This is a genomic window from Streptomyces sp. NPDC060184 (assembly GCF_042728795.1).
In the GTDB taxonomy this organism is placed as follows: Bacteria; Actinomycetota; Actinomycetes; order Streptomycetales; family Streptomycetaceae; genus Streptomyces.
Map to the genome: position 1 here is coordinate 62,670 of NZ_JBHWYX010000007.1, position 17,611 is coordinate 80,280.

The 17,611-nt window shown below is 71.2% G+C and carries 14 protein-coding genes; 10 read left to right on the forward strand and 4 right to left on the reverse strand.

Annotated features, from left to right (window positions below; all coding sequences use genetic code 11):
- Positions 1 to 64: 64 nt before the first annotated feature.
- The 9 genes from ACFWEE_RS06975 (at position 65) to ACFWEE_RS07015 (ending at position 12,364) form a co-directional block, all read left to right on the forward strand.
- Positions 65 to 2,611, forward strand: a complete 2,547-nt coding sequence (locus ACFWEE_RS06975) for a Pls/PosA family non-ribosomal peptide synthetase (RefSeq protein ID WP_386887089.1) — start codon at positions 65 to 67, stop codon at positions 2,609 to 2,611.
- Positions 2,608 to 5,088: an amino acid adenylation domain-containing protein gene (locus ACFWEE_RS06980; RefSeq protein WP_386887091.1), complete on the forward strand. Its 2,481-nt coding sequence runs from the start codon at positions 2,608 to 2,610 to the stop codon at positions 5,086 to 5,088. Before ACFWEE_RS06975 ends, ACFWEE_RS06980 begins: the two co-directional genes overlap by 4 nt.
- 27 nt (positions 5,089 to 5,115) lie before the next feature.
- A complete protein-coding gene (locus tag ACFWEE_RS06985) occupies positions 5,116 to 6,123 on the forward strand; it encodes a TauD/TfdA family dioxygenase (protein ID WP_386887092.1) in 1,008 nt (335 codons plus the stop codon).
- Positions 6,120 to 7,190, forward strand: a complete 1,071-nt coding sequence (gene sbnB, locus ACFWEE_RS06990; protein ID WP_386887093.1) for a 2,3-diaminopropionate biosynthesis protein SbnB — start codon at positions 6,120 to 6,122, stop codon at positions 7,188 to 7,190. The genes ACFWEE_RS06985 and sbnB overlap by 4 nt, the downstream gene beginning before the upstream one ends.
- Before the next feature lie 72 nt (positions 7,191 to 7,262).
- On the forward strand, positions 7,263 to 8,339 hold the full coding sequence (gene sbnA / locus ACFWEE_RS06995) for a 2,3-diaminopropionate biosynthesis protein SbnA (protein WP_386887095.1): 1,077 nt from the start codon (positions 7,263 to 7,265) through the stop codon (positions 8,337 to 8,339).
- Between the two features lie 154 nt (positions 8,340 to 8,493).
- On the forward strand, positions 8,494 to 9,018 hold the full coding sequence (gene sigK, locus ACFWEE_RS07000) for an ECF RNA polymerase sigma factor SigK (protein WP_386887262.1): 525 nt from the start codon (positions 8,494 to 8,496) through the stop codon (positions 9,016 to 9,018).
- Complete coding sequence (locus ACFWEE_RS07005; protein ID WP_386887097.1) at positions 9,015 to 9,836, forward strand: anti-sigma factor domain-containing protein; 822 nt, start codon at positions 9,015 to 9,017, stop codon at positions 9,834 to 9,836. The genes sigK and ACFWEE_RS07005 overlap by 4 nt, the downstream gene beginning before the upstream one ends.
- A gap of 276 nt (positions 9,837 to 10,112) precedes the next feature.
- Positions 10,113 to 10,571 carry an ATP-binding protein gene (locus ACFWEE_RS07010; protein WP_386887098.1) on the forward strand — a complete coding sequence of 153 codons (459 nt, stop codon included), beginning with the start codon at positions 10,113 to 10,115 and terminating at the stop codon, positions 10,569 to 10,571.
- A gap of 281 nt (positions 10,572 to 10,852) precedes the next feature.
- Positions 10,853 to 12,364 carry an MFS transporter gene (locus tag ACFWEE_RS07015; RefSeq protein ID WP_386887100.1) on the forward strand — a complete coding sequence of 504 codons (1,512 nt, stop codon included), beginning with the start codon at positions 10,853 to 10,855 and terminating at the stop codon, positions 12,362 to 12,364.
- A gap of 127 nt (positions 12,365 to 12,491) precedes the next feature.
- On the opposite strand, the gene ACFWEE_RS07020 is transcribed toward ACFWEE_RS07015, so the two are convergent.
- Positions 12,492 to 13,784: a glycoside hydrolase family 6 protein gene (locus ACFWEE_RS07020; protein WP_386887102.1), complete on the reverse strand. Its 1,293-nt coding sequence runs from the start codon at positions 13,782 to 13,784 to the stop codon at positions 12,492 to 12,494.
- Between the two features lie 148 nt (positions 13,785 to 13,932).
- A complete protein-coding gene (locus tag ACFWEE_RS07025) occupies positions 13,933 to 14,901 on the reverse strand; it encodes a glycoside hydrolase family 6 protein (protein ID WP_386887103.1) in 969 nt (322 codons plus the stop codon).
- A gap of 533 nt (positions 14,902 to 15,434) precedes the next feature.
- On the opposite strand from ACFWEE_RS07025, the gene ACFWEE_RS07030 reads away from it, so the two are divergent.
- Positions 15,435 to 16,466 carry a LacI family DNA-binding transcriptional regulator gene (locus tag ACFWEE_RS07030; protein ID WP_386887105.1) on the forward strand — a complete coding sequence of 344 codons (1,032 nt, stop codon included), beginning with the start codon at positions 15,435 to 15,437 and terminating at the stop codon, positions 16,464 to 16,466.
- Positions 16,467 to 16,632: 166 nt separating this feature from the next.
- Here ACFWEE_RS07030 and ACFWEE_RS07035 read toward each other — a convergent pair whose 3' ends face one another.
- Positions 16,633 to 16,833 carry a hypothetical protein gene (locus ACFWEE_RS07035; protein WP_386887107.1) on the reverse strand — a complete coding sequence of 67 codons (201 nt, stop codon included), beginning with the start codon at positions 16,831 to 16,833 and terminating at the stop codon, positions 16,633 to 16,635.
- The gene (locus ACFWEE_RS07040; RefSeq protein ID WP_386887108.1) at positions 16,833 to 17,591 is read right to left on the reverse strand and encodes an SRPBCC domain-containing protein; all 759 of its coding nucleotides are present in this window, start codon (positions 17,589 to 17,591) and stop codon (positions 16,833 to 16,835) included. Before ACFWEE_RS07040 ends, ACFWEE_RS07035 begins: the two co-directional genes overlap by 1 nt.
- Between the last annotated feature and the right edge of the window lie 20 nt (positions 17,592 to 17,611).

Genomic DNA, 17,611 nt, shown 5'->3' on the forward strand with positions numbered 1-17,611 from the left:
TCCGCGTCCGGCTCAACCGGGGTCGCACACGACGTGGCGCGCGTCCCTAGCGAGGGAGCCCCTCATGACCGGAACGCAGGTCACCTCTTCGTCGCCGCCTCCGGCGGATGCCACTGCCCGGCACGGGCGCCCCACCGAACCGCTCGCCTGCGCCGAAGCGGGCTTCGCCGACGTGCTGGCCGACGTCATGCGGCTCGATCAGGTGCCGGCCGACAGTCATTTCTTCGAAGACCTGGGTGCCGACTCTCTGGTGATGGCCCATTTCTGCGCGCGGGTCAGAAAGCGCGCCGACCTGCCGCAGGTCTCCATCCGCGACGTCTACGAGCACAGCACCGTCCAGGATCTGGCCCTCGCTCTGACGGCCACCGCTCCCCCGGTACCCGCAGAGCCTTCGCGCCCTGTCCTCGCACCGTCCGTCCCGGCATCCGGAACTCCCCCGGGCAGGCCGGGGTACGCCCTGTGCGGGGCGATGCAGTTGCTGGCCTTCCTCGTCTACTCGTTCCTCGTCGCGTTCGTCGGTGTCCACGGCTACGCGTGGATCTCCGACGGAAGCGGCGTGCTCGACGTGTATCTCCGTTCCGTCGTCTTCGGTGGCGCCGTGTTCCTCGGGCTGTCGGTCGCGCCGATACTCGCCAAGTGGGCCCTCGTGGGGCGCTGGAAGCCGCAGCGGATCCGCATCTGGAGCCTGGCGTACTTCCGCCTCTGGGCCGTCAAGACACTCGTCCGCTCGGATCCGCTCGTCCTCTTCGTCGGATCGCCGCTCTACACGCTCTATCTCAGGGCGCTGGGTGCGCGGATCGGATCGGGCGTCACGGTCTTCTCCCGCCATGTGCCCCTCTGTACCGACCTGCTGTCCGTCGGTGACTCCGCGGTCATCCGCAAGGACTGCTTCTTCACCGGCTATCGCGCGTGCGGAGATCTCATCGAGACCGGCACCGTGACGCTCGGAAGGGAAGTGGTCGTCGCCGAGGCCTCGGTGCTCGACATCAATACGTCGCTCGGCGACGGCGCCCGGCTGGCCCACGCGTCCGCGCTCCACAGCGGGCAGACGGTGCCCGCCGGCGAATCCTGGCACGGCTCACCGGCACGGCGCGCCGACCGGGAGTACCCGGTGGTGGAACCCGCGTCCTGCGGCGCCGTGCGCAGGTCGCTCCACAGCGTCACGCAACTGCTTGCCGCGCTGCTGGTGTACCTGCCGCTGGCCGTCGGAGGCATCGGCCTTCTGCTCGCCGAAGCCCCGCAGCTCTCCGCGGTACTGGAACCGGGTCCCTCGGTCCTCACCACGTGGGTGTTCTACCGCGACGCGCTGGCCATCTCCTTCGTGCTGCTGTTCGTGATCATGCCGCTCGGCTTCCTCGCACTCGCCGCGGTCCCCCGGCTGCTCGCCCGCGCCATCGTGCCGGACAGGGTCTACCCCCTCTACGGCATCCACTACGGGATGCTCCGCGCGGTCACCCTGCTGACCAACCGGCCTTTCCTCACACGCCTGTTCGGCGACAGTTCCGCCGTGGTCCCCTACCTTCGTCTGCTCGGTTACGACCTCTCCCGGGTGGAGCAGACGGGATCGAACTTCGGGACCGAGGTGAAGCACGAGACGCCGTACCTGAGTGCGGTCGGGGCGGGGACGATGGTCGCCGACGGGCTGTCGATCAACAACACCGAGTTCTCCAGCACGTCCTTCCGCGTCTCCCGCACCGCCATCGGACCGCGGAACTTCCTGGGCAACAGGATCGCCTACCCCTCCCGGGGCCGAACGGGGGCCAACTGCCTGCTGGCGACCAAGGTCATGGTCCCGGTGGACGGGAGGATCCGGGAAGGTGTCGGCCTCCTGGGCTCGCCCAGTTTCGAGATACCCAGGTCGGTCGAGCGCGACAGCGGCTTCGGCCTCACGAGGACCGGCTCCGAGCCGCGCACCGGCCTGACCGCCAAGAACCGGCACAACGCGGGCACCATGGGGCTGTACCTGCTGGTCAGGTGGGTCTACGCGTTCCTGGTCACCCTGGTCGTCTCGGGTTCGGCCGAGCTCTACACGTCGGTCGGCGCCGCGGCCGTCGCGCTGGGCAACGTCCTGGTGCTGGTCGTCACTGCCGCGTACTTCGTCCTCGTGGAGCGCGCGGTCACGTCGTCCCACCCGCCGGGCCCGCTCTTCTGCTCGATCTACGACCGTCGTTTCTGGCGACGTGAACGCTTCTGGAAGGTGCCCTCGGAGCTGTTCCTCAAGACGTTCGACGGGACTCCCTTCAAGGGGCTGGTCTGGCGTCTGCTGGGGGTGCGGATCGGGCGCATGGTCTTCGACGACGGCTGCTTCCTGACGGAGCGGACGATGGTCACCATCGGTGACGGCTGCGCGCTCAACACCGGCAGTGTCGTCCAGTGCCACTCGCAGGAGGACGGCGCCTTCAAGTCCGACCGCTCCGCCATCGGTTCCCGCTGCACGCTCGGGGTCGGAGCCTTCGTGCACTACGGCGTCACGATCGGCGACGGAGCGGTCATCGCTCCGGACTCCTTCCTGATGAAGGGGGAGTCGGTACCCGGGAACGCCCGGTGGGGCGGGAATCCGGCCACGCGGATCGCCCCCGCGGACGACCGGGGCGAGGAGGCGACACGATGAACACGCGCACACGCACCTCTTCCGACTACTGGCGCGACGCGCTCACCGCCGCAGGAGCCACCTCACTGGCCCGGTGGACCCGCGATCCGGTACCCGGCACGGCGATGGTCGAGACTGCCCTACCGGCGGCGCTCATGACCGGACTGGACCGGCTGACGGCTTCGATGGGGGTCAGTCCCACCTCTTTGGTCCTGGCCGCCCATGCCAAGGTGCTGGCCGCGTTGACCGGGGAACCCGACGTCACGACCGGCTTCGTGGCGACCGGGGCCGCCGATCCGCTGCCGTGCCGCCTGTCGACCGGCTGTGTCACGTGGCGGACGCTGGTGCTGCACGCGGACCGTACGGAGTCGGAGCTCCTTGCCCACCAGGACTTTCCGCTCGACGCTCTCCGCTCGGAGCTGGGCCTCCCGGCCAACTCGCCGGAAGTGGTGTTCGATCCGACGGGCGGCGGTGGACCGTTGCGCAGGGCCGTGCTGCGGGTGGCGGCGGTCCGTCGCGACGACGCGTACGTGCTCCGGCTGCTGTACAGCACGGAGGTTCTCGACGAGGCGTGCGCGCGGAGGATCGCCGGCTACCACCTCACCGCGCTCAGGCTGATCGCGGCGGATCCCGACGCGGCGCACGGCAGGCAGAGCCTGTTGTCGCCCGCGGAGCTCCGTCATCAGGTCGACGGGCTCGCGGGGCCGCACCGCGAACTGCCCGGCCTGCGCTTCCACGAACTCTTCGCGCAGCGGGCGCGCACGCACCCGGACAGGGTCGCGGCCGTTCAGGGTGACAGGCCCTGCACCTACGGTGAGCTCGACCACCGCGCCAACCGGCTCGCGCACGCCCTGCTGGACTCGGGGCTGGGCCGGCAGGACGTCGTCGCCGTGGTGACCGGACGGAACCTGAACTGGCTGACCTCGGTCCTCGCGATCCTCAAGGCCGGCGGCGTCTACCTGCCCGTCGAGCCGGGCTTCCCCGCCGACCGCATCGCCACCATGCTCGCTCGCGCGGGCTGCGGCCTGGTGCTCACCGACCCCGGCGGCAGCACCACTCTCGATGACGCCGTCACGTCCCTGGCAGGGGTACGCACGTCGTTCGTCGACACCCTCTGCGAGGAGAGCCACGAGGACTCCGATCCCCGCGTACCGGTCGGACCGGACGATCTCGCGTACACCGTCTTCACCTCGGGCTCCACCGGGGAACCCAAGGGGGCGATGGTGGAGCACGCGGGCATGCTCAACCATCTCCTCGCGAAGATCGAGGACTTCGGGATCGGGGAGGGCGACGTGGTCGCCCAGACGGCACCCCAGTGCTTCGACATCTCCGTGTGGCAGCTCCTGTCGCCCCTGCTGACGGGCGGGCGCACCCTGCTGGTGGGGCAGGAGGCGATCCTGGACGTCCGCCGGTTCGTCGACACCCTGGCGGACGGCCGGGTCAGTGTCCTGCAGCTGGTCCCGTCCTACCTCGACGCCGTCCTGGCCTTCCTGGAACGGCACGCGCGCGACCTGCCCGACCTGCGGTGCGTGTCGGTCACCGGCGAAACCCTGAAGAAGGAACTCGTTCGGCGCTGGTTCACCACCGTGCCCGGAACAGCGCTGGTCAACGCCTACGGTCTGACCGAGACGTCGGACGACACCAACCACGCGGTCATGGACCGGGTGCCGGACACGGCACGTGTGCCGCTCGGCCGTCCGGTCAACAACGTACGCGTCTACCTCCTGGACGATCACCTCTCCCCCGTACCACTGGGGGCACCGGGTGCCATAGCCTTCGCCGGGGTCTGTGTCGGCCGGGGGTACGTCAACGACCCGGACCGGACGGACGCCGTCTTCCTGCCGGATCCGTTCCACGCGGGCGAGCGACTCCATCTGGGCGGGGACTACGGCCGTTGGCTCCCCGACGGACAACTGGAGTTCCTCGGTCGCAGGGACTCACAGGTCAAGATCCGGGGGTTCCGGATCGAGACAGGTGAGATCGAAAACGCTCTGCTGCGGACACCCGGCGTGCGCGACGGCGCCGTCGTGGTCGCCGAACGGCCCGGTACGGAGCGGCATCTGACCGCCTTTTACAGCGGTGCGCGTCCCCTGCGGGCCGATGCGCTGCGCAACCGGCTCGGCGCCACTCTGCCCGTCTACATGCTTCCGTCGCACTTCCACTGGCAGGAGACGCTGCCACTGACCGCCAACGGGAAGATCGACCGCCGGGAACTGGCCGAACGGGCAGCGGAATCGGACGGGACCGTCGTGGACGAGAACGACGACCTGCCCCGCACACCCACCGAGCGACGACTGGCGGCGGTCTGGGCGGAGGTGCTCGGCGTCCCCCGGACACTCATCGGCAGGCAGGACAACTTCTTCGACCGCGGGGGCACTTCACTGTCGGCGGTCAGGGTGGCGGTCTCCCTGGACCGGGAGGTGTCGCTGCGGGATCTGGTCCGCCACCCCGTACTCGCCGATCTCGCCTCCTGCATCGACGCACGTTCCACCTCGTGAACCGATCACTACCCCGAGGAGATCACGATGACTTCCATGGACACGGCCACCGCCCCCGCCGATACGGAGCGGGGAACGGCCCGGCCCGCGACGCTGACGGTCCAGGCCACCGACGACCCGGCGGGCTGGGCGGCCGGAGCCCGGGACGGGCTCCACGCCGCACTCGCCGAACACGGTGCCGTCCTGGTCCGTGGTCTGGGCCTGCACGACACGGACGGCGTCGCCGCGGTCCTCGGCCGGCTGGCCGCGGAACCGGTGACGGAGCGGGAGACCTTCGCCCCCAGGCGTACGTACTCGCCCGGCGTCCACTCGTCCTCTCCCTGGCCGCCGAACCAGCCGATGTGCATGCACCACGAACTGAGCTACACCGTCGGCTCCCCCGGCCTGCTGCTCTTCGCCTGCCTCTCGGAGCCCACCGCCGGCGGGTCGACCGGCCTGGCCGACGCGTCGGACGTGTACGACGCCCTGCCCCGCGGTCTGACCGAGCGGTTCGAACGGGAGGGCTGGCTCCTGACCCGCAACTACACCGGCGAGGTCGGAGCCACCGTGACCGAGGCGTTCGGCACCGACGACCGCGGGGCGGTGGAGCGCTACTGCCACGACCACGCCATCGCCTGCGCCTGGCAGCCCGACGGAGGGCTGCGCACCACGCAGAGGCGCAGCGCCGTGGTGCGCCACCCGGTCGACGGCCGGTCCTGCTGGTCCAACCAGATCGCCTTCCTGAACGAGTGGACGCTCGCACCCGAGGTACGCGAGTACCTCGTCGACGAGTACGGATCCGACGGCCTGCCGTTCAACACGCGGTACGGCGACGGCGAGCCCGTCGGAGAGGACGTCGTCCGGCTCGTCAACTCGGTCTACGAGGAGCACACCGTGCGCCGGCCGTGGAAGGCCGGTGACCTGCTCCTCGTGGACAACATCCGTACCGCGCACGACAGGCAGGCCTACGAAGGACCGCGCGAGGTCGTCGTCGCGATGGCCTCGCCCACCCGGCCGGACCCCTTCGCGCGGACGATCGGGGTGGGACCGCGATGAACAGCGACCGCACCGGCTTCCCCGCTTCCCCGACGGCCGAGGACGTCACCGTGCCCTCGTTCGCGGTGATCCCCGGCAGCCAGGTCCGAAGTGCCCTCGACGGCCGGGAGAAGGAGATCGTGGAGGTCGTCGAGGCCGCGTACCGGCTGCACGGTGCGGGACGGACGGTCAACCCGCCCTCCTCGTTCCTCCGCTTCCCGGACCGCGCGACGTCCCGGATGATCGCGCTGCCCGCTTCCCTGGGGGGCGAGTCCCCGGTGGACGGACTGAAGTGGATCTCCAGCTTCCCGGCCAACGTGAGGTCCGGCGTTCCCCGCGCCTCGGCCGTGCTGATCCTCAACGACCCCGTCACGGGTTATCCGTTCGCCTGTCTGGAGAGCTCGATCATCAGCGCCACGAGGACAGCCGCGTCCGCGGTCTCGGCGGCCGACCGGCTCAGCCGCGACCGGACACGCCCCACCCGCGTCGGGTTCTTCGGCTCCGGTCTGATCGCCCGGTACGTCCACACGTTCCTCGAAGGCTCGGGCTGGTCGTTCGACGACGTCGGGGTGTACGACGTCTCCGCGGACAGCGCGGCCGGATTCCGGCTGTACGTGGAACAGTCCGGCGGCGCCGCGCCCGTCACGGTGCATCGCTCCCCGGAGGATCTGATCCGTACCAGCGATCTCGTGGTCTTCGCGACCGTCGCCGGCGAACCTCATGTCGACGACCCTTCGTGGTTCGGCCACAACCCCGTGGTCCTGCACGTGTCGCTGCGCGATCTCGCCCCGAGCGTCATTCTCGCCTCGACCAACATCGTCGACGACGTCGGGCACTGCCTCAGGGCGGGCACCTCTCCCCACCTGACCGAACAGCTCACCGGCAACCGGGACTTCGTTCACGGCACGCTGGACGACGTGATGGCGGGTCGGGTGACCGTCCCCGGGGACCGCCCGGCGGTCTTCTCGCCCTTCGGCCTCGGAGTCCTCGATCTCGCGGTCGGCGGCTTCGTCTACGACCGCGTCGCCCGCTCCGGCCGGCTGCGGGTCGTCGACGACTTCTTCCACGAACGACGCCGCTACGGGTGAAAGAGGCTGCCCCGCACCGGATCCGGCCCGTCCCAGCACAGTCCGCAGGAAACACCGGAAGAGGAGTTCACCGTGTCGGTCATCACCGTCCCCCAGGCCTTCGACGAGGAGGCGCTCTACGTGGACGTCGAGCGGATCTTCGGGGAGGCGTTGTTCCTCAAGTGCGAGGGCTTCAACTTCGCCGGCTCGATCAAGCTGAAGGCCGCCGCCGAGATGGTGGCCGCGGCGGAACGCGACGGCACGCTGACGGCCGACTCCGTGCTCGTCGAGTCCTCCTCGGGCAACCTCGGCGTGGCACTGAGCATGATCGCGGCCAGCAAGGGCTACCGGTTCGTCTGTGTGACGGACTCGCGCTGCAACCTCACCACCCGGCTGATGATGGAGGCCCTGGGCGGCGAGGTCCAGCTGGTGGCCGGCCAGGAGACCGGCGGCGGCTTCCTCGCCGCGCGGCTGGACCATGTCCGGCGCCTGTGCGCCTCCGACGACCGGTACGTGTGGCTGAGCCAGTACACCAACCCGGCCAACTGGCGGGCGCACTACCGCACCACGGCTCCCGAGATCGCCCGCTCCTTCCCGCGTCTGGACGTCCTGTTCGTGGGAGCGGGGACCACGGGGACGCTGATGGGCTGCGCACGGTACTTCCGGGACCGGCACCGCCCCGTACGGATCGTCGCGGTGGACACCGTCGGCTCGGTGGCGTTCGGGGGCGACCCCGGCCGCCGGATGATCCCGGGGCTGGGCATGAGCATGCGTCCGCCGCTCCTGGACGAGTCGTACGTGGACGAGGTGGTGCGGGTCGAGGAGGCGGACACCGTCCGCGCCTGCCGACGCCTGGCCCGGAGCGGCTTCCTCTTCGGCGGCTCCACCGGCACCGTGGTGAGCGGCGCGATCGACTGGCTGGCCCGGCACAGGGCGCCGGACCTCACCGCGGTGGCCATCGCGCCCGACCTCGGCGAGCGGTATCTCGACACCGTGTACCAGGACAACTGGGTCCAGGACCTCTACGGCGAGGGTCCGCTCGACACCACGCGCCCGCCCCCGCCGACCGCGCGACGGCGCGCACACCCCGACGACCACGAGCCGATCGGCCGCGCGCGGACGTCGTCGCCGTACGGAACGCCCCGGCAGACGACGAATTCACCGCGTTGACGCACCTGAATGGCCGCTGGAGTCCCGGGGTGCTTGTATCGCCCGGACAGTCCCCGTACCGGTGTCGACAGGTCAGCGAGGTATCCAGGTGCAATCCGCCGATCGCGGAGGAGAACCCGGGCAGCAGACGGACGAGCCTGATCTGGACCAGCTGATGCTCTGGACGGCCGAAGGGGACCGGGACGCCTTCACCGGGGTCTACGACCGGGCCGCCGGGCCGGTGATGGGTCTGGTGCACCGGGTTCTGCGGGACCCGGCGCAGTCGGAGGAGGTGGTCCAGGACGTGCTGCTGGAGGTGTGGCGTACGTCCGGCCGGTTCGAGCCCGACCGCGGGAGCGCGATGACCTGGATCATGACCCTGGCGCACCACCGCGCGGTGGACCGCGTGCGGTCGTCGCAGGCGGGTGCGGACCGCGAGCGCAGGGCGGCACTGCTGAACACCGGTCCGCCCTTCGACGACGTGGCCGAACAGGTGGAAACCCGTCTGGAGTGGCAGCGGGTGCGGCGCTGCGTACACGCGCTCACCGACATCCAGCGCGAGACGGTGGCCCTCGCGTACTACGGCGGACTCACCTACAAGGAGGTGGCGCAGTCGTTGTCCGTGCCTCTCGGCACGGTCAAGACCCGCTTGCGGGACGGTCTGATTCGGCTGCGCGCCTGTCTGGGAGGGGCGCCGTGAACGCCGAGGACCCGGACGGTGGGGATCCGCACGACGCGAGCGGTGCCTATGCCCTGCACGCCCTCCCCGAGGACGAGCGCCTGGCTTTCGAGCGGCATCTGGAGGAGTGCGAGTCCTGCCGCGAAGAGGTCGCCGAGCTCCAGGCCACGGCCGCGCTGCTGGGCGTGTCCGCAGCCGTGACTCCGCCGGCCGCCCTGCGTGAGGAGATCCTCCGCAAGGTGGCGACCACGCCGCAGGAGACACGGGTCGGCCCCAGCAGGGTGTCCGCGACTCCGCGGCCCGCTCCCGTCGCGTGGCAGCCGGCCCCGGACGCTCCGACGGCCGACGGCCGGGCCCACGCCCCCTCGCGACAGCTGCCCCGCCTCGCGCTGGCGGCATGCGTGGCGGCCGTCCTGGCCCTCGGCGTCGCCACGTGGCAGTACCGGGAGGCGCAGGACGCCAGAACCGGTGCCCGGCAGGCGCAGGAGCGGCAGGACGAGGTGGCGCGCGTGCTGACCGCGCCCGACGTCCGGCTCGAAACCCAGGGTCTGCGCGGCGGCGGAACGGCCACGGTCGCCGTTTCCCGCAGCGAGAACGCGGCCACGCTCGCCGTCCACGACTTGCCACGGCTTCCTGCGGGCAAGGTGTACGAGGCCTGGTTCATCGAGGGCGGGAAACCCGTACCGGCCGGGCTGCTCAGCCGCGACCCCGGGCGCCGGCTGACCTACCTGGAGGGGCCGGTGGACGATGCCACGGCCGTGGCTCTGTCCGTCGAACCCGCCGGGGGCTCCGAACAGCCCACCACCGACCCCCTCGGCGCGGTCCCGCTCCCCGCCTGACAAGGCCCGCCGACCCGGATGCCGCAGCGGGCCGCCCGCTCACGGGGACAACTGCGGGCGGGCGCTGCGGGACAACCCCTGGGTGCCTCTTTCTCCCGCGCATTCGCTTCGGTTCACCCCAAACAATCCCGCTGTTGCCTACGAACCCTCTGTGGAAAGGCGCTCACGACCCGAGCGCCGAGTCCGCCAGGACGGGGGCCCGCTCCCGGCGTCGGCCCCGGCACCACCCACCCACCGGCGTCCGCGAGGCCGCCGCCTCTCCATCGGGACTATGTCATGACCACCACAATCACACCTCCCGCCGTCACGCCACCCACCGCCTCACCACCCACCGTCACGCCGGGCCCGTCCGGCACACGGACCGTCCCCCTGCCCGCCGGGCCGGAAGCCGCCCCGCGCGCCCGACGGGCGACTGCCGCCTTCCTCCACCGGACCGGATCGGCGCTCGCGCCGGACCGCCGCGCCGATGTCCTGCTCATCGTGTCCGAACTGGTCACCAACGCGGTCCGGCACGCCCCCGGCCCCAGTGCCCTGACCCTGACCATCACCGCCGGCGCTCTGGACATCGCGGTGACGGACTGTTCGTGCGTCGCACCCGCCGCACGCACCCCTGATCTGACCGACGGCACAGGAGGCATGGGCCTGCACATCGCCGAGGACCTGGGTGCCCGGGTCTTCACCGAACCGCTCCCGGACGGCAAGTGCGTGCACGCCGCCCTGACGACGCCCACCTGATCCGGTTCGACCACGAACCCGGCCGGAAGTCCGCCGCGTCGGAGCCGGAACGGAAGGCGGTAGCGGTGCCGTTGAGGACGAGGACACACTCGTCCGAGCGAGGGCGGCCCTCGGGGGCCGGAAACCCGTCCGGGCGACTGACCCCGGCGTCACCCTGCGGCGGTCACGCCACCGTGTGAGGCTGTGCTGTGGCGGTACGTACGACCTCCGGGGGCAGAACCAACGGTCGGGTGCCGCTCCCCGCTGCGGGGCTCCCCACCAGCCACCTTGAGGACGGCCCGATGACCGACGCGAAGGACTCGCGGCCAGCCGCCGGGAAGAGGCGCGGGGCGCCGGCGAGCGAAACACGCCCTTCCGGACACTGGCTGATCCTCGGTGTGGTCGGTCTGGCCCAGCTGATGATCGTGCTCGACGTGAGCATCGTGAACATCGCGCTGCCCCAGGCGCAGCAGGACCTCGGGTTCTCCAACGGCTCCCGGCAGTGGGTCATCACGGCCTACTCCCTCGCCTTCGGCAGCCTCCTCCTGCTCTCCGGGCGGATCAGCGACCTGATCGGGCAGCGCAAGACCTTCCTGACGGGCCTGGCCGCGTTCGCCGCGGCGTCGCTCCTCGGCGGCGTGTCACCCTCCTTCGCCGTCCTGGTCCTCGCCCGCGCGCTCCAGGGGGCGGCCGGGGCGATCCTGGCTCCGGCCGCGCTGTCGCTGCTGACCACGACGTACACCAAGCCCAAGGAACGCGGCACCGCCTTCGCCGTCTTCGGCGGCATCGCCGGGTCCGGCGCGGCGATCGGCCTGCTGCTCGGCGGCGTGCTGACCGAATACCTCAGCTGGCGCTGGACCCTGCTGGTGAACGTCGCCATCAGCGTCGTCGCCATCACCGGCGCGCTCATGCTGATCCCCCACAGGGAGCCGGCCACCCAACGGCCCCGGCTGGACCTTCTCGGCGCCGCCGTCATCTCCGCGGGCCTGTTCTGCGTGGTCTACGGGTTCTCCAAGGCAGAGTCGCACCCCTGGAGCGCGCCCGGCACCTGGGGCTTCCTCGCGGCGGGCGCGGTGCTGATCGCCGGATTCTTCTGGTGGCAGACCCGCGCCGCCAGCCCGCTGCTGCCGCTGCGGGTCCTGCGCGACCGGAACCGGGCCGGCTCCTTCATCGGCGTGTTCATCGTGGGCGTGGGGATGTTCGGCGTCTTCCTGTTCCTCACCTACTACCTGCAGCAGATCCTTCGCTACTCACCGGTCAGGACCGGGCTGGTGTTCCTCCCCATGGTGGCCGCGCTGATGTGCGCCTCCACGGCCTCCAACATCAAGCTGCTCCCGAAGTTCGGCCCACGCGTCCTGGCCGTCTTCGGGATGCTCGTCGCCAGCGGCGGAATGTTCTGGCTGACCGGCATCACCCTGCACAGCACCTACGCCGCCGACATCCTCGGCCCGCTGCTGCTCGTGGGCTTCGGCATCGGCTCCGTCATGGCCCCCTCGATGAACACCGCCACGTCGGGGGTGCGGCCGGTCGACGCCGGGGTCGCCTCCGCCACCGTGCAGACGATGCAGCAGATCGGCGGCTCGATCGGTACGTCCCTGCTCAACTCGCTGGCGGCCTCCGCGATGACCGCCTACCTGGTCGGGCGGGCGCCGACCCCGGTCAACGAGGCCAACGCGGCGATCCACAGCTACATCGTGGCCTTCACCTGGGCCGGGGCGATCTTCGCCGCGGGGGCCGTCGTCTGCGGACTCGTGCTCCGCTCCGGTCCCCCCTCCCCCACGGTCGCGGGCACCGCCCCTGCCGCGCCCGCGTAGAGCGTGTCGCAGAAGTCCCGCCCCGCGTCGAACGCTTCGACGCGGGGCGGGGCGCGTTCGGCGCCCCCGCCGCGGTGGGGGCGCCGGGAGCGGCGCGCTCCTTTCGGCCTCGACGGGTCCGGACGTGTCAGAAGCCGGACCAGGGGCTGAACGTCAGGCGGGGTTCCGCGTTGCGGGCGAGTTCGTGCGCCTGCTCGGGCCACCAGACTCCGGCGGCCGGGTCGACGACACCGTACTCGGGATCGATGGTGCCGCCGGTGTTGCGGGTGCAGCTGCCGTCCGACTCCCCGACGGTCTTCACGTACAGGTAGGCGTCGACGAGCGGGACGCCGGTGTCGGCGGTCGGGCGGGGCCCGATGCCCCGCCCGGGCGGGTTGCACCAGGTCTCCGGGTCGCCGCTGTACGCACCCGGCTGCGGGGTCCACGGGCCCTTTCCGTTGCGGCTGGTGTCGACCATGAAGTGCGCCAGGTCCTCGTCGGCGGGGCTGCCCACGTTCTGGTCGTACCAGGCGTCGGTCCAGTGCCACGTCGAGGGGTCGGTGGAGGAGACGGCGTTGCCCGGAGCCTGGTCGTTGGGGGCGGCCGGGGAGTAGTACTGACTCGCGCACCAGTCGGCGTGGCCGCGGGACCAGTCGGGCCCCTCGGTGGCGAACCACAGGCACTTGGATACCCAGGTCCCGTACTGCGAGGTCTGATCGGTGGGCTGGTAGTTGGATATGTTCAGGACGAAGCCGTCGCTCCGCTCGGCGCCCGCGTCCAGGAGCCGTTGCGCGATGTCGCCGACGGCCCGCCACTGGCTGTTGCCCGCGTCCAGGTAGACCGAGGTGTTCGCGCCGTTCTTCAGGGTGCGGACCGCGTAGTCGAGGTCGGCCACGCGGCGGGTGCTGAGTTCTCCGGTCGGGTCGATGTTCCCGGCGCAGTCCTTGGGCAGGGAGGCCAGGCCGTCGGGCTCCAGGATGACCACGGCCTTGTCGCTGCCGATGCCCCGGGCGAACGCGTCGATCCACTGGCGGTAGGCGGCGGAGGAGTCGGCCCCGCCGCTGGAGTAGAGGCTGCAGTCCCGGCCGGGGATGTTGTACGCCACCAGGACCGGGACCCGGCGGGTGAGGGCGGCGGCACGGACGAGCGTACGTACGGCGGTACGGGTCTCGGTGGGCGTGCCGCCGGTGAACCACGCGGCCTGCGGGTAGCTCGCCAGCTTCGCCATGTTCAGGCCGTCTTCGATCTTTCCGCCCCTCAGGTCGTCGACGGCCTGCCGGGCCGCCTTGCTGTTCGGGTCGACGTAGAACTTCGTGGCGGAGGTGACGGTGTCCCGCGCGGGGGCGGGGGCGGCCTGGGCAGCCGTGGCGGCGAATGCCCCGCAGGCGGTGAGCGCCGCGGTGACGACGGCCGTACGGCGCCGGAAGGTACGGGAACGCATGGAGACTCCTGGTCTGAGAGCGAACGGCTGCGGAACGTCCGCCCGCCACCGGGGCCGCGCGCCGCCTTCGCGGCCGACGGGTTCCGGTGGCGGGTGGGAACGGGGATCGGCTGGAGCCGGGGGCAACGGGCCACCGGAGAAGGGGAGATCAGTAGCCGTAGATCATCTTGTAGGCGACCTCGGGGAGGAACTGGCCGGCCGCCGACCCGGCTCCGACACCGCAGTTGCCGTCGGACTCGCCGGGGGTCTTGATCCACAGGAGCATTTCCGCGCCGCCGCCCTTCTGGGTGGGGGTTCCGATCCTGCGGCCAGCGGAGTTGCACCATGCGCCGTTGCTGGAGCCGTTGCCGTTGCGGCTGGTGTCCACGACGAACGGCTTGGTGTATCCGCCGGACGAGCTCAGCGCGGCGTTGACCGCGTTGGCGTAGGTGATGTTCTCCGCGGTGGTGTAGTGGTTGGAGACGTTCAGCGAGAAGCCCCGGGTACGGCTGAGACCCGCCGCGTTCAGGCTCGCGGCCATCGAAGTGGCGCTGCGCCAGCCCGGGTTGCCCGCGTCGAGGTAGACCCAGGCGTTGGGTGCCTTCTGGTTGAACTGGGTGATCGCGTTGTTGAGCAGGGAGTTGCGCTCGCTGATCTGGGCGGCGGTCATGCAACTCGTGTCCCCGAGCGAGTCCGGCTCCAGGATGACGACGGCGGGCCTGGAGCCGATCCCACTGGCGAAGGCGGCGATCCACTCGTTGTAGGCGGCGACGGACCCTGCCCCGCCGCCGGACTGCCCGCCGCAGATGTCACGGTTGGGGATGTTGTACGCCACGAGGACCGGCAGTTTGTCCGCGGCGTCGGCCGCGCCGACGTAGGCCCCGGTGGCGGTTCCTATGGTGCCGCTCCAGTTGCCGAACCAGCGGGCCATGGGCTTCGCGGCGACACTGTCGCGGATCGCGGGAGCCCGCCCGTCCCCGGTGTTGGCCGCGGCCCACAGCGCCGGGCTGGAGTTCGGGTCGACGTAGAAGCCGTTGGTGAGCGTGGTCGGATCGGCAGCCTGGGCGGTCGGAGAGACGACGAGGGCCAACGGCAGGGCCAGCAGTGCGGCGGCCATCGTACGGAGGAGGTGACGCATGGGAGTACCTCGGTTCCTGACGGGGACGACGCCGCACGGTCTCGTCCTGAACGCGCGGCGGAGAAGGTGGGCGGTGGACGGCGACCCGGAAACCCTGCGGCCAGGGACGTCGTCCACCACGTGCTGGGGTACAGAGGGTTGGGAGCGCTCCCACTGGAAGCGCTCCCAGTTCCGTGCGGAGTTCTTTGGGGTACGGCCGGTATCGTCTTGGCTGCAATTCAGGGTGTCAAGAGACCCGACATGAATCACCCTCGCCGCAGCCTCGCCCCAGAGCTCAGAAACTCGTTCATGAACTGGAAGCGCTACCACTTTTCTGACGCCCGATCCCCGCAGCGTCTCCCACGACGGCCCCGGGCTGAGCCTTCCCTGCGCACCGGGCCCTGCGGACGGCCGGAGCCGTGCACCGCGCGGGGCACCGCGACGAGCGGAGGCCGCACACCCGGCGAGGCCCGCAGGCGGCCGGAGCCCGTGCCCGGCGCGTGGGATCATCTCCGTAGCAACCCGGCAAAGACCCCCGAGGAGCACGTCTTCCGATGCAGCCGACGCCCAGGCGCATGCCGACCCTCGACGAGGTGGCCGCACGAGCCGGCGTGTCGCGCACCGTGGCTTCCCGGGCGGTCAACAACGTCCCGAACGTGAGCCGGGCCAAGCGGGAGGCCGTCGAACGGGCCGTCCGCGAACTGGGATACGTACCGAACCCGACCGCGCGGGCGCTGGCGGGCAACAGGGCCGGTGCCGTGGTGCTGGCGGCTTCCAGCGACGAGGCCGGCCTGTTCGCGGATCCGTTCTTCGCCGAGGTCGTCGTCGGGGTGAGCACGGCCCTGGACGAGACCGACCTGGAACTCATCCTGGTGCTCGCCAACTCACCGCGCGGGCGCAGCCGTTTGCGGCAGATGGTCCGCTCCCGCCGCGCCGACGGCATCATGCTGATGGCGCTCCGGGGCGACGACCCGCTGGGACGGCTGGCCGAGGACGCCGGGATGCCGGTCGTCTTCGGCGGTCTGCCCCTGACCGGGGAGCCGCGCTGGTACGTGGACGCCGACAACAGGGGCGGCGCCCGGCTGGCCGCCGATCACCTCGTGCGGACCGGGCGGACCAGGCCCGTCATGATCACCGGTCAGGTGGACAGCCTGGTCTCGGTCACCCGTGAACAGGGCTTCACCGAAGGGCTGACGCTGGCCGGTGTTCCGTTGCTGGGCGTCTCCTCCGGTGCGTTCCTGGTCGAGGGCGGCGCGGAGGCGATGGAACGCCTGCTGGACGCGCATCCGCGGCTGGACGCGGTCTTCGCCGCGTCGGACGGCATGGCGATCGGCGCACTCCAGGTGCTCCGCCGGCGGGGCCGGCGGGTGCCCGAGGACGTCTCGGTGATCGGCTTCGACGACCTGGCCGGAGCCCGGCACACCAACCCGCCGTTGACGACCGTGCGCCAGCCGGTCAGGGCGCTGGGACACGAGATGGCCCGGATGCTGGTCAACGCGATCGACGGGCACGACCCGAACCCGCTGATCCTTCCGACCCGGCTGACGGTCCGGGAGTCCGCACCGGAAACCGTCCCGCCGCGCTGACCGCCGCCCCTCGGGCGCGGGCGCGGTGGTCCGGGCTCCGTGGCACGGGCTCCGTGGCTCGACGGCGGCGCCCCGGCGCGTCCGCGTCGTCCACCCGCGCGACGACGTGCCCGTCCGCGGCGTCGACCGCGGCGGGCACGCCCTCACGCGTGCGCGGGCGCCCCGGCTACCGACGACGGCGCTGCTGGACCGGGCTGAACTTGGCGGTGAGCGCCGAGAGGAAGGTCGGGAGCTTGTCGACCATCGCTTTGGGGACCGGGGTGGTCTGGACGGTCCCCGTCCGCACGTCCTGGACGACGAGAGCGTAGGTGCCGTTCTCCTCGACGAGTTCGGCGGCGAAGAGCAGTCTCTGCGTGGCGGTTTCCATCAGTACTCCTGGGCTGGGGTGTCGTTGAGCCAGACGTTCCACGCCTTGGCTGCCTGCTGCTCGTCGGTGTGTGCGTCGAACAGGTGGTGGCCGAGCCAGATCGGCACGTTCCAGGTGCTGCCGTTGAAGAACCGGTACAGGGCGTCCGGGCCCCGCAGCCCGACGAAGTCGTCGCTGAGCCAGTCGACGACCACCTCGACGGGGTCGTGCTCCGGGCCGGGGGCGAGGAGGGCGAACCGGTCGCCGACGGCCGCGTCCTCGGCGAGGCCGAGGCGTCGGCGCAGGGCGGCGAAGTCGGACGGATCGGAGGTGGGTCCGGGCTGCTGGGCCCTGACGTAGACGGCCGGGCGGCCGGCGAAGTGCCGGAGGTACTCGGCGAGCGCGTGCTGGTGGAAGTCGACGTACTTCTCGGCCACGTCCGTCTTGGCGTCCCAGTTCCAGGCGTCGTCGACGACGCCCGTGTGCACCCAGTGGATTCCCATCCGCAGGTGGCTCGTGCCGCCGTCGGCCGGCTCCACGCGGTAGCTGAGGGTGTTGGAGAACCCGCCGTCCTGGGTTGCCCGGACGGCGAGGTGGTGCGGCGGTTCCCACGCCACGACCGTGGCGTCTCCCCGGGTGGCCTTTCCGCCCACGCGCGGCTCGATCTCCATCGGGTAGAGCCAGCCGAGGTTGCCGGCGCCGGTGGCCACCGCGTCCCAGACCTGCTCGGGCGTGACGGGCAGGTCCTGCTCTCGGCGGACCTCGAACTCTCGGGCCATGGTCGGTACATCTCCTTCGT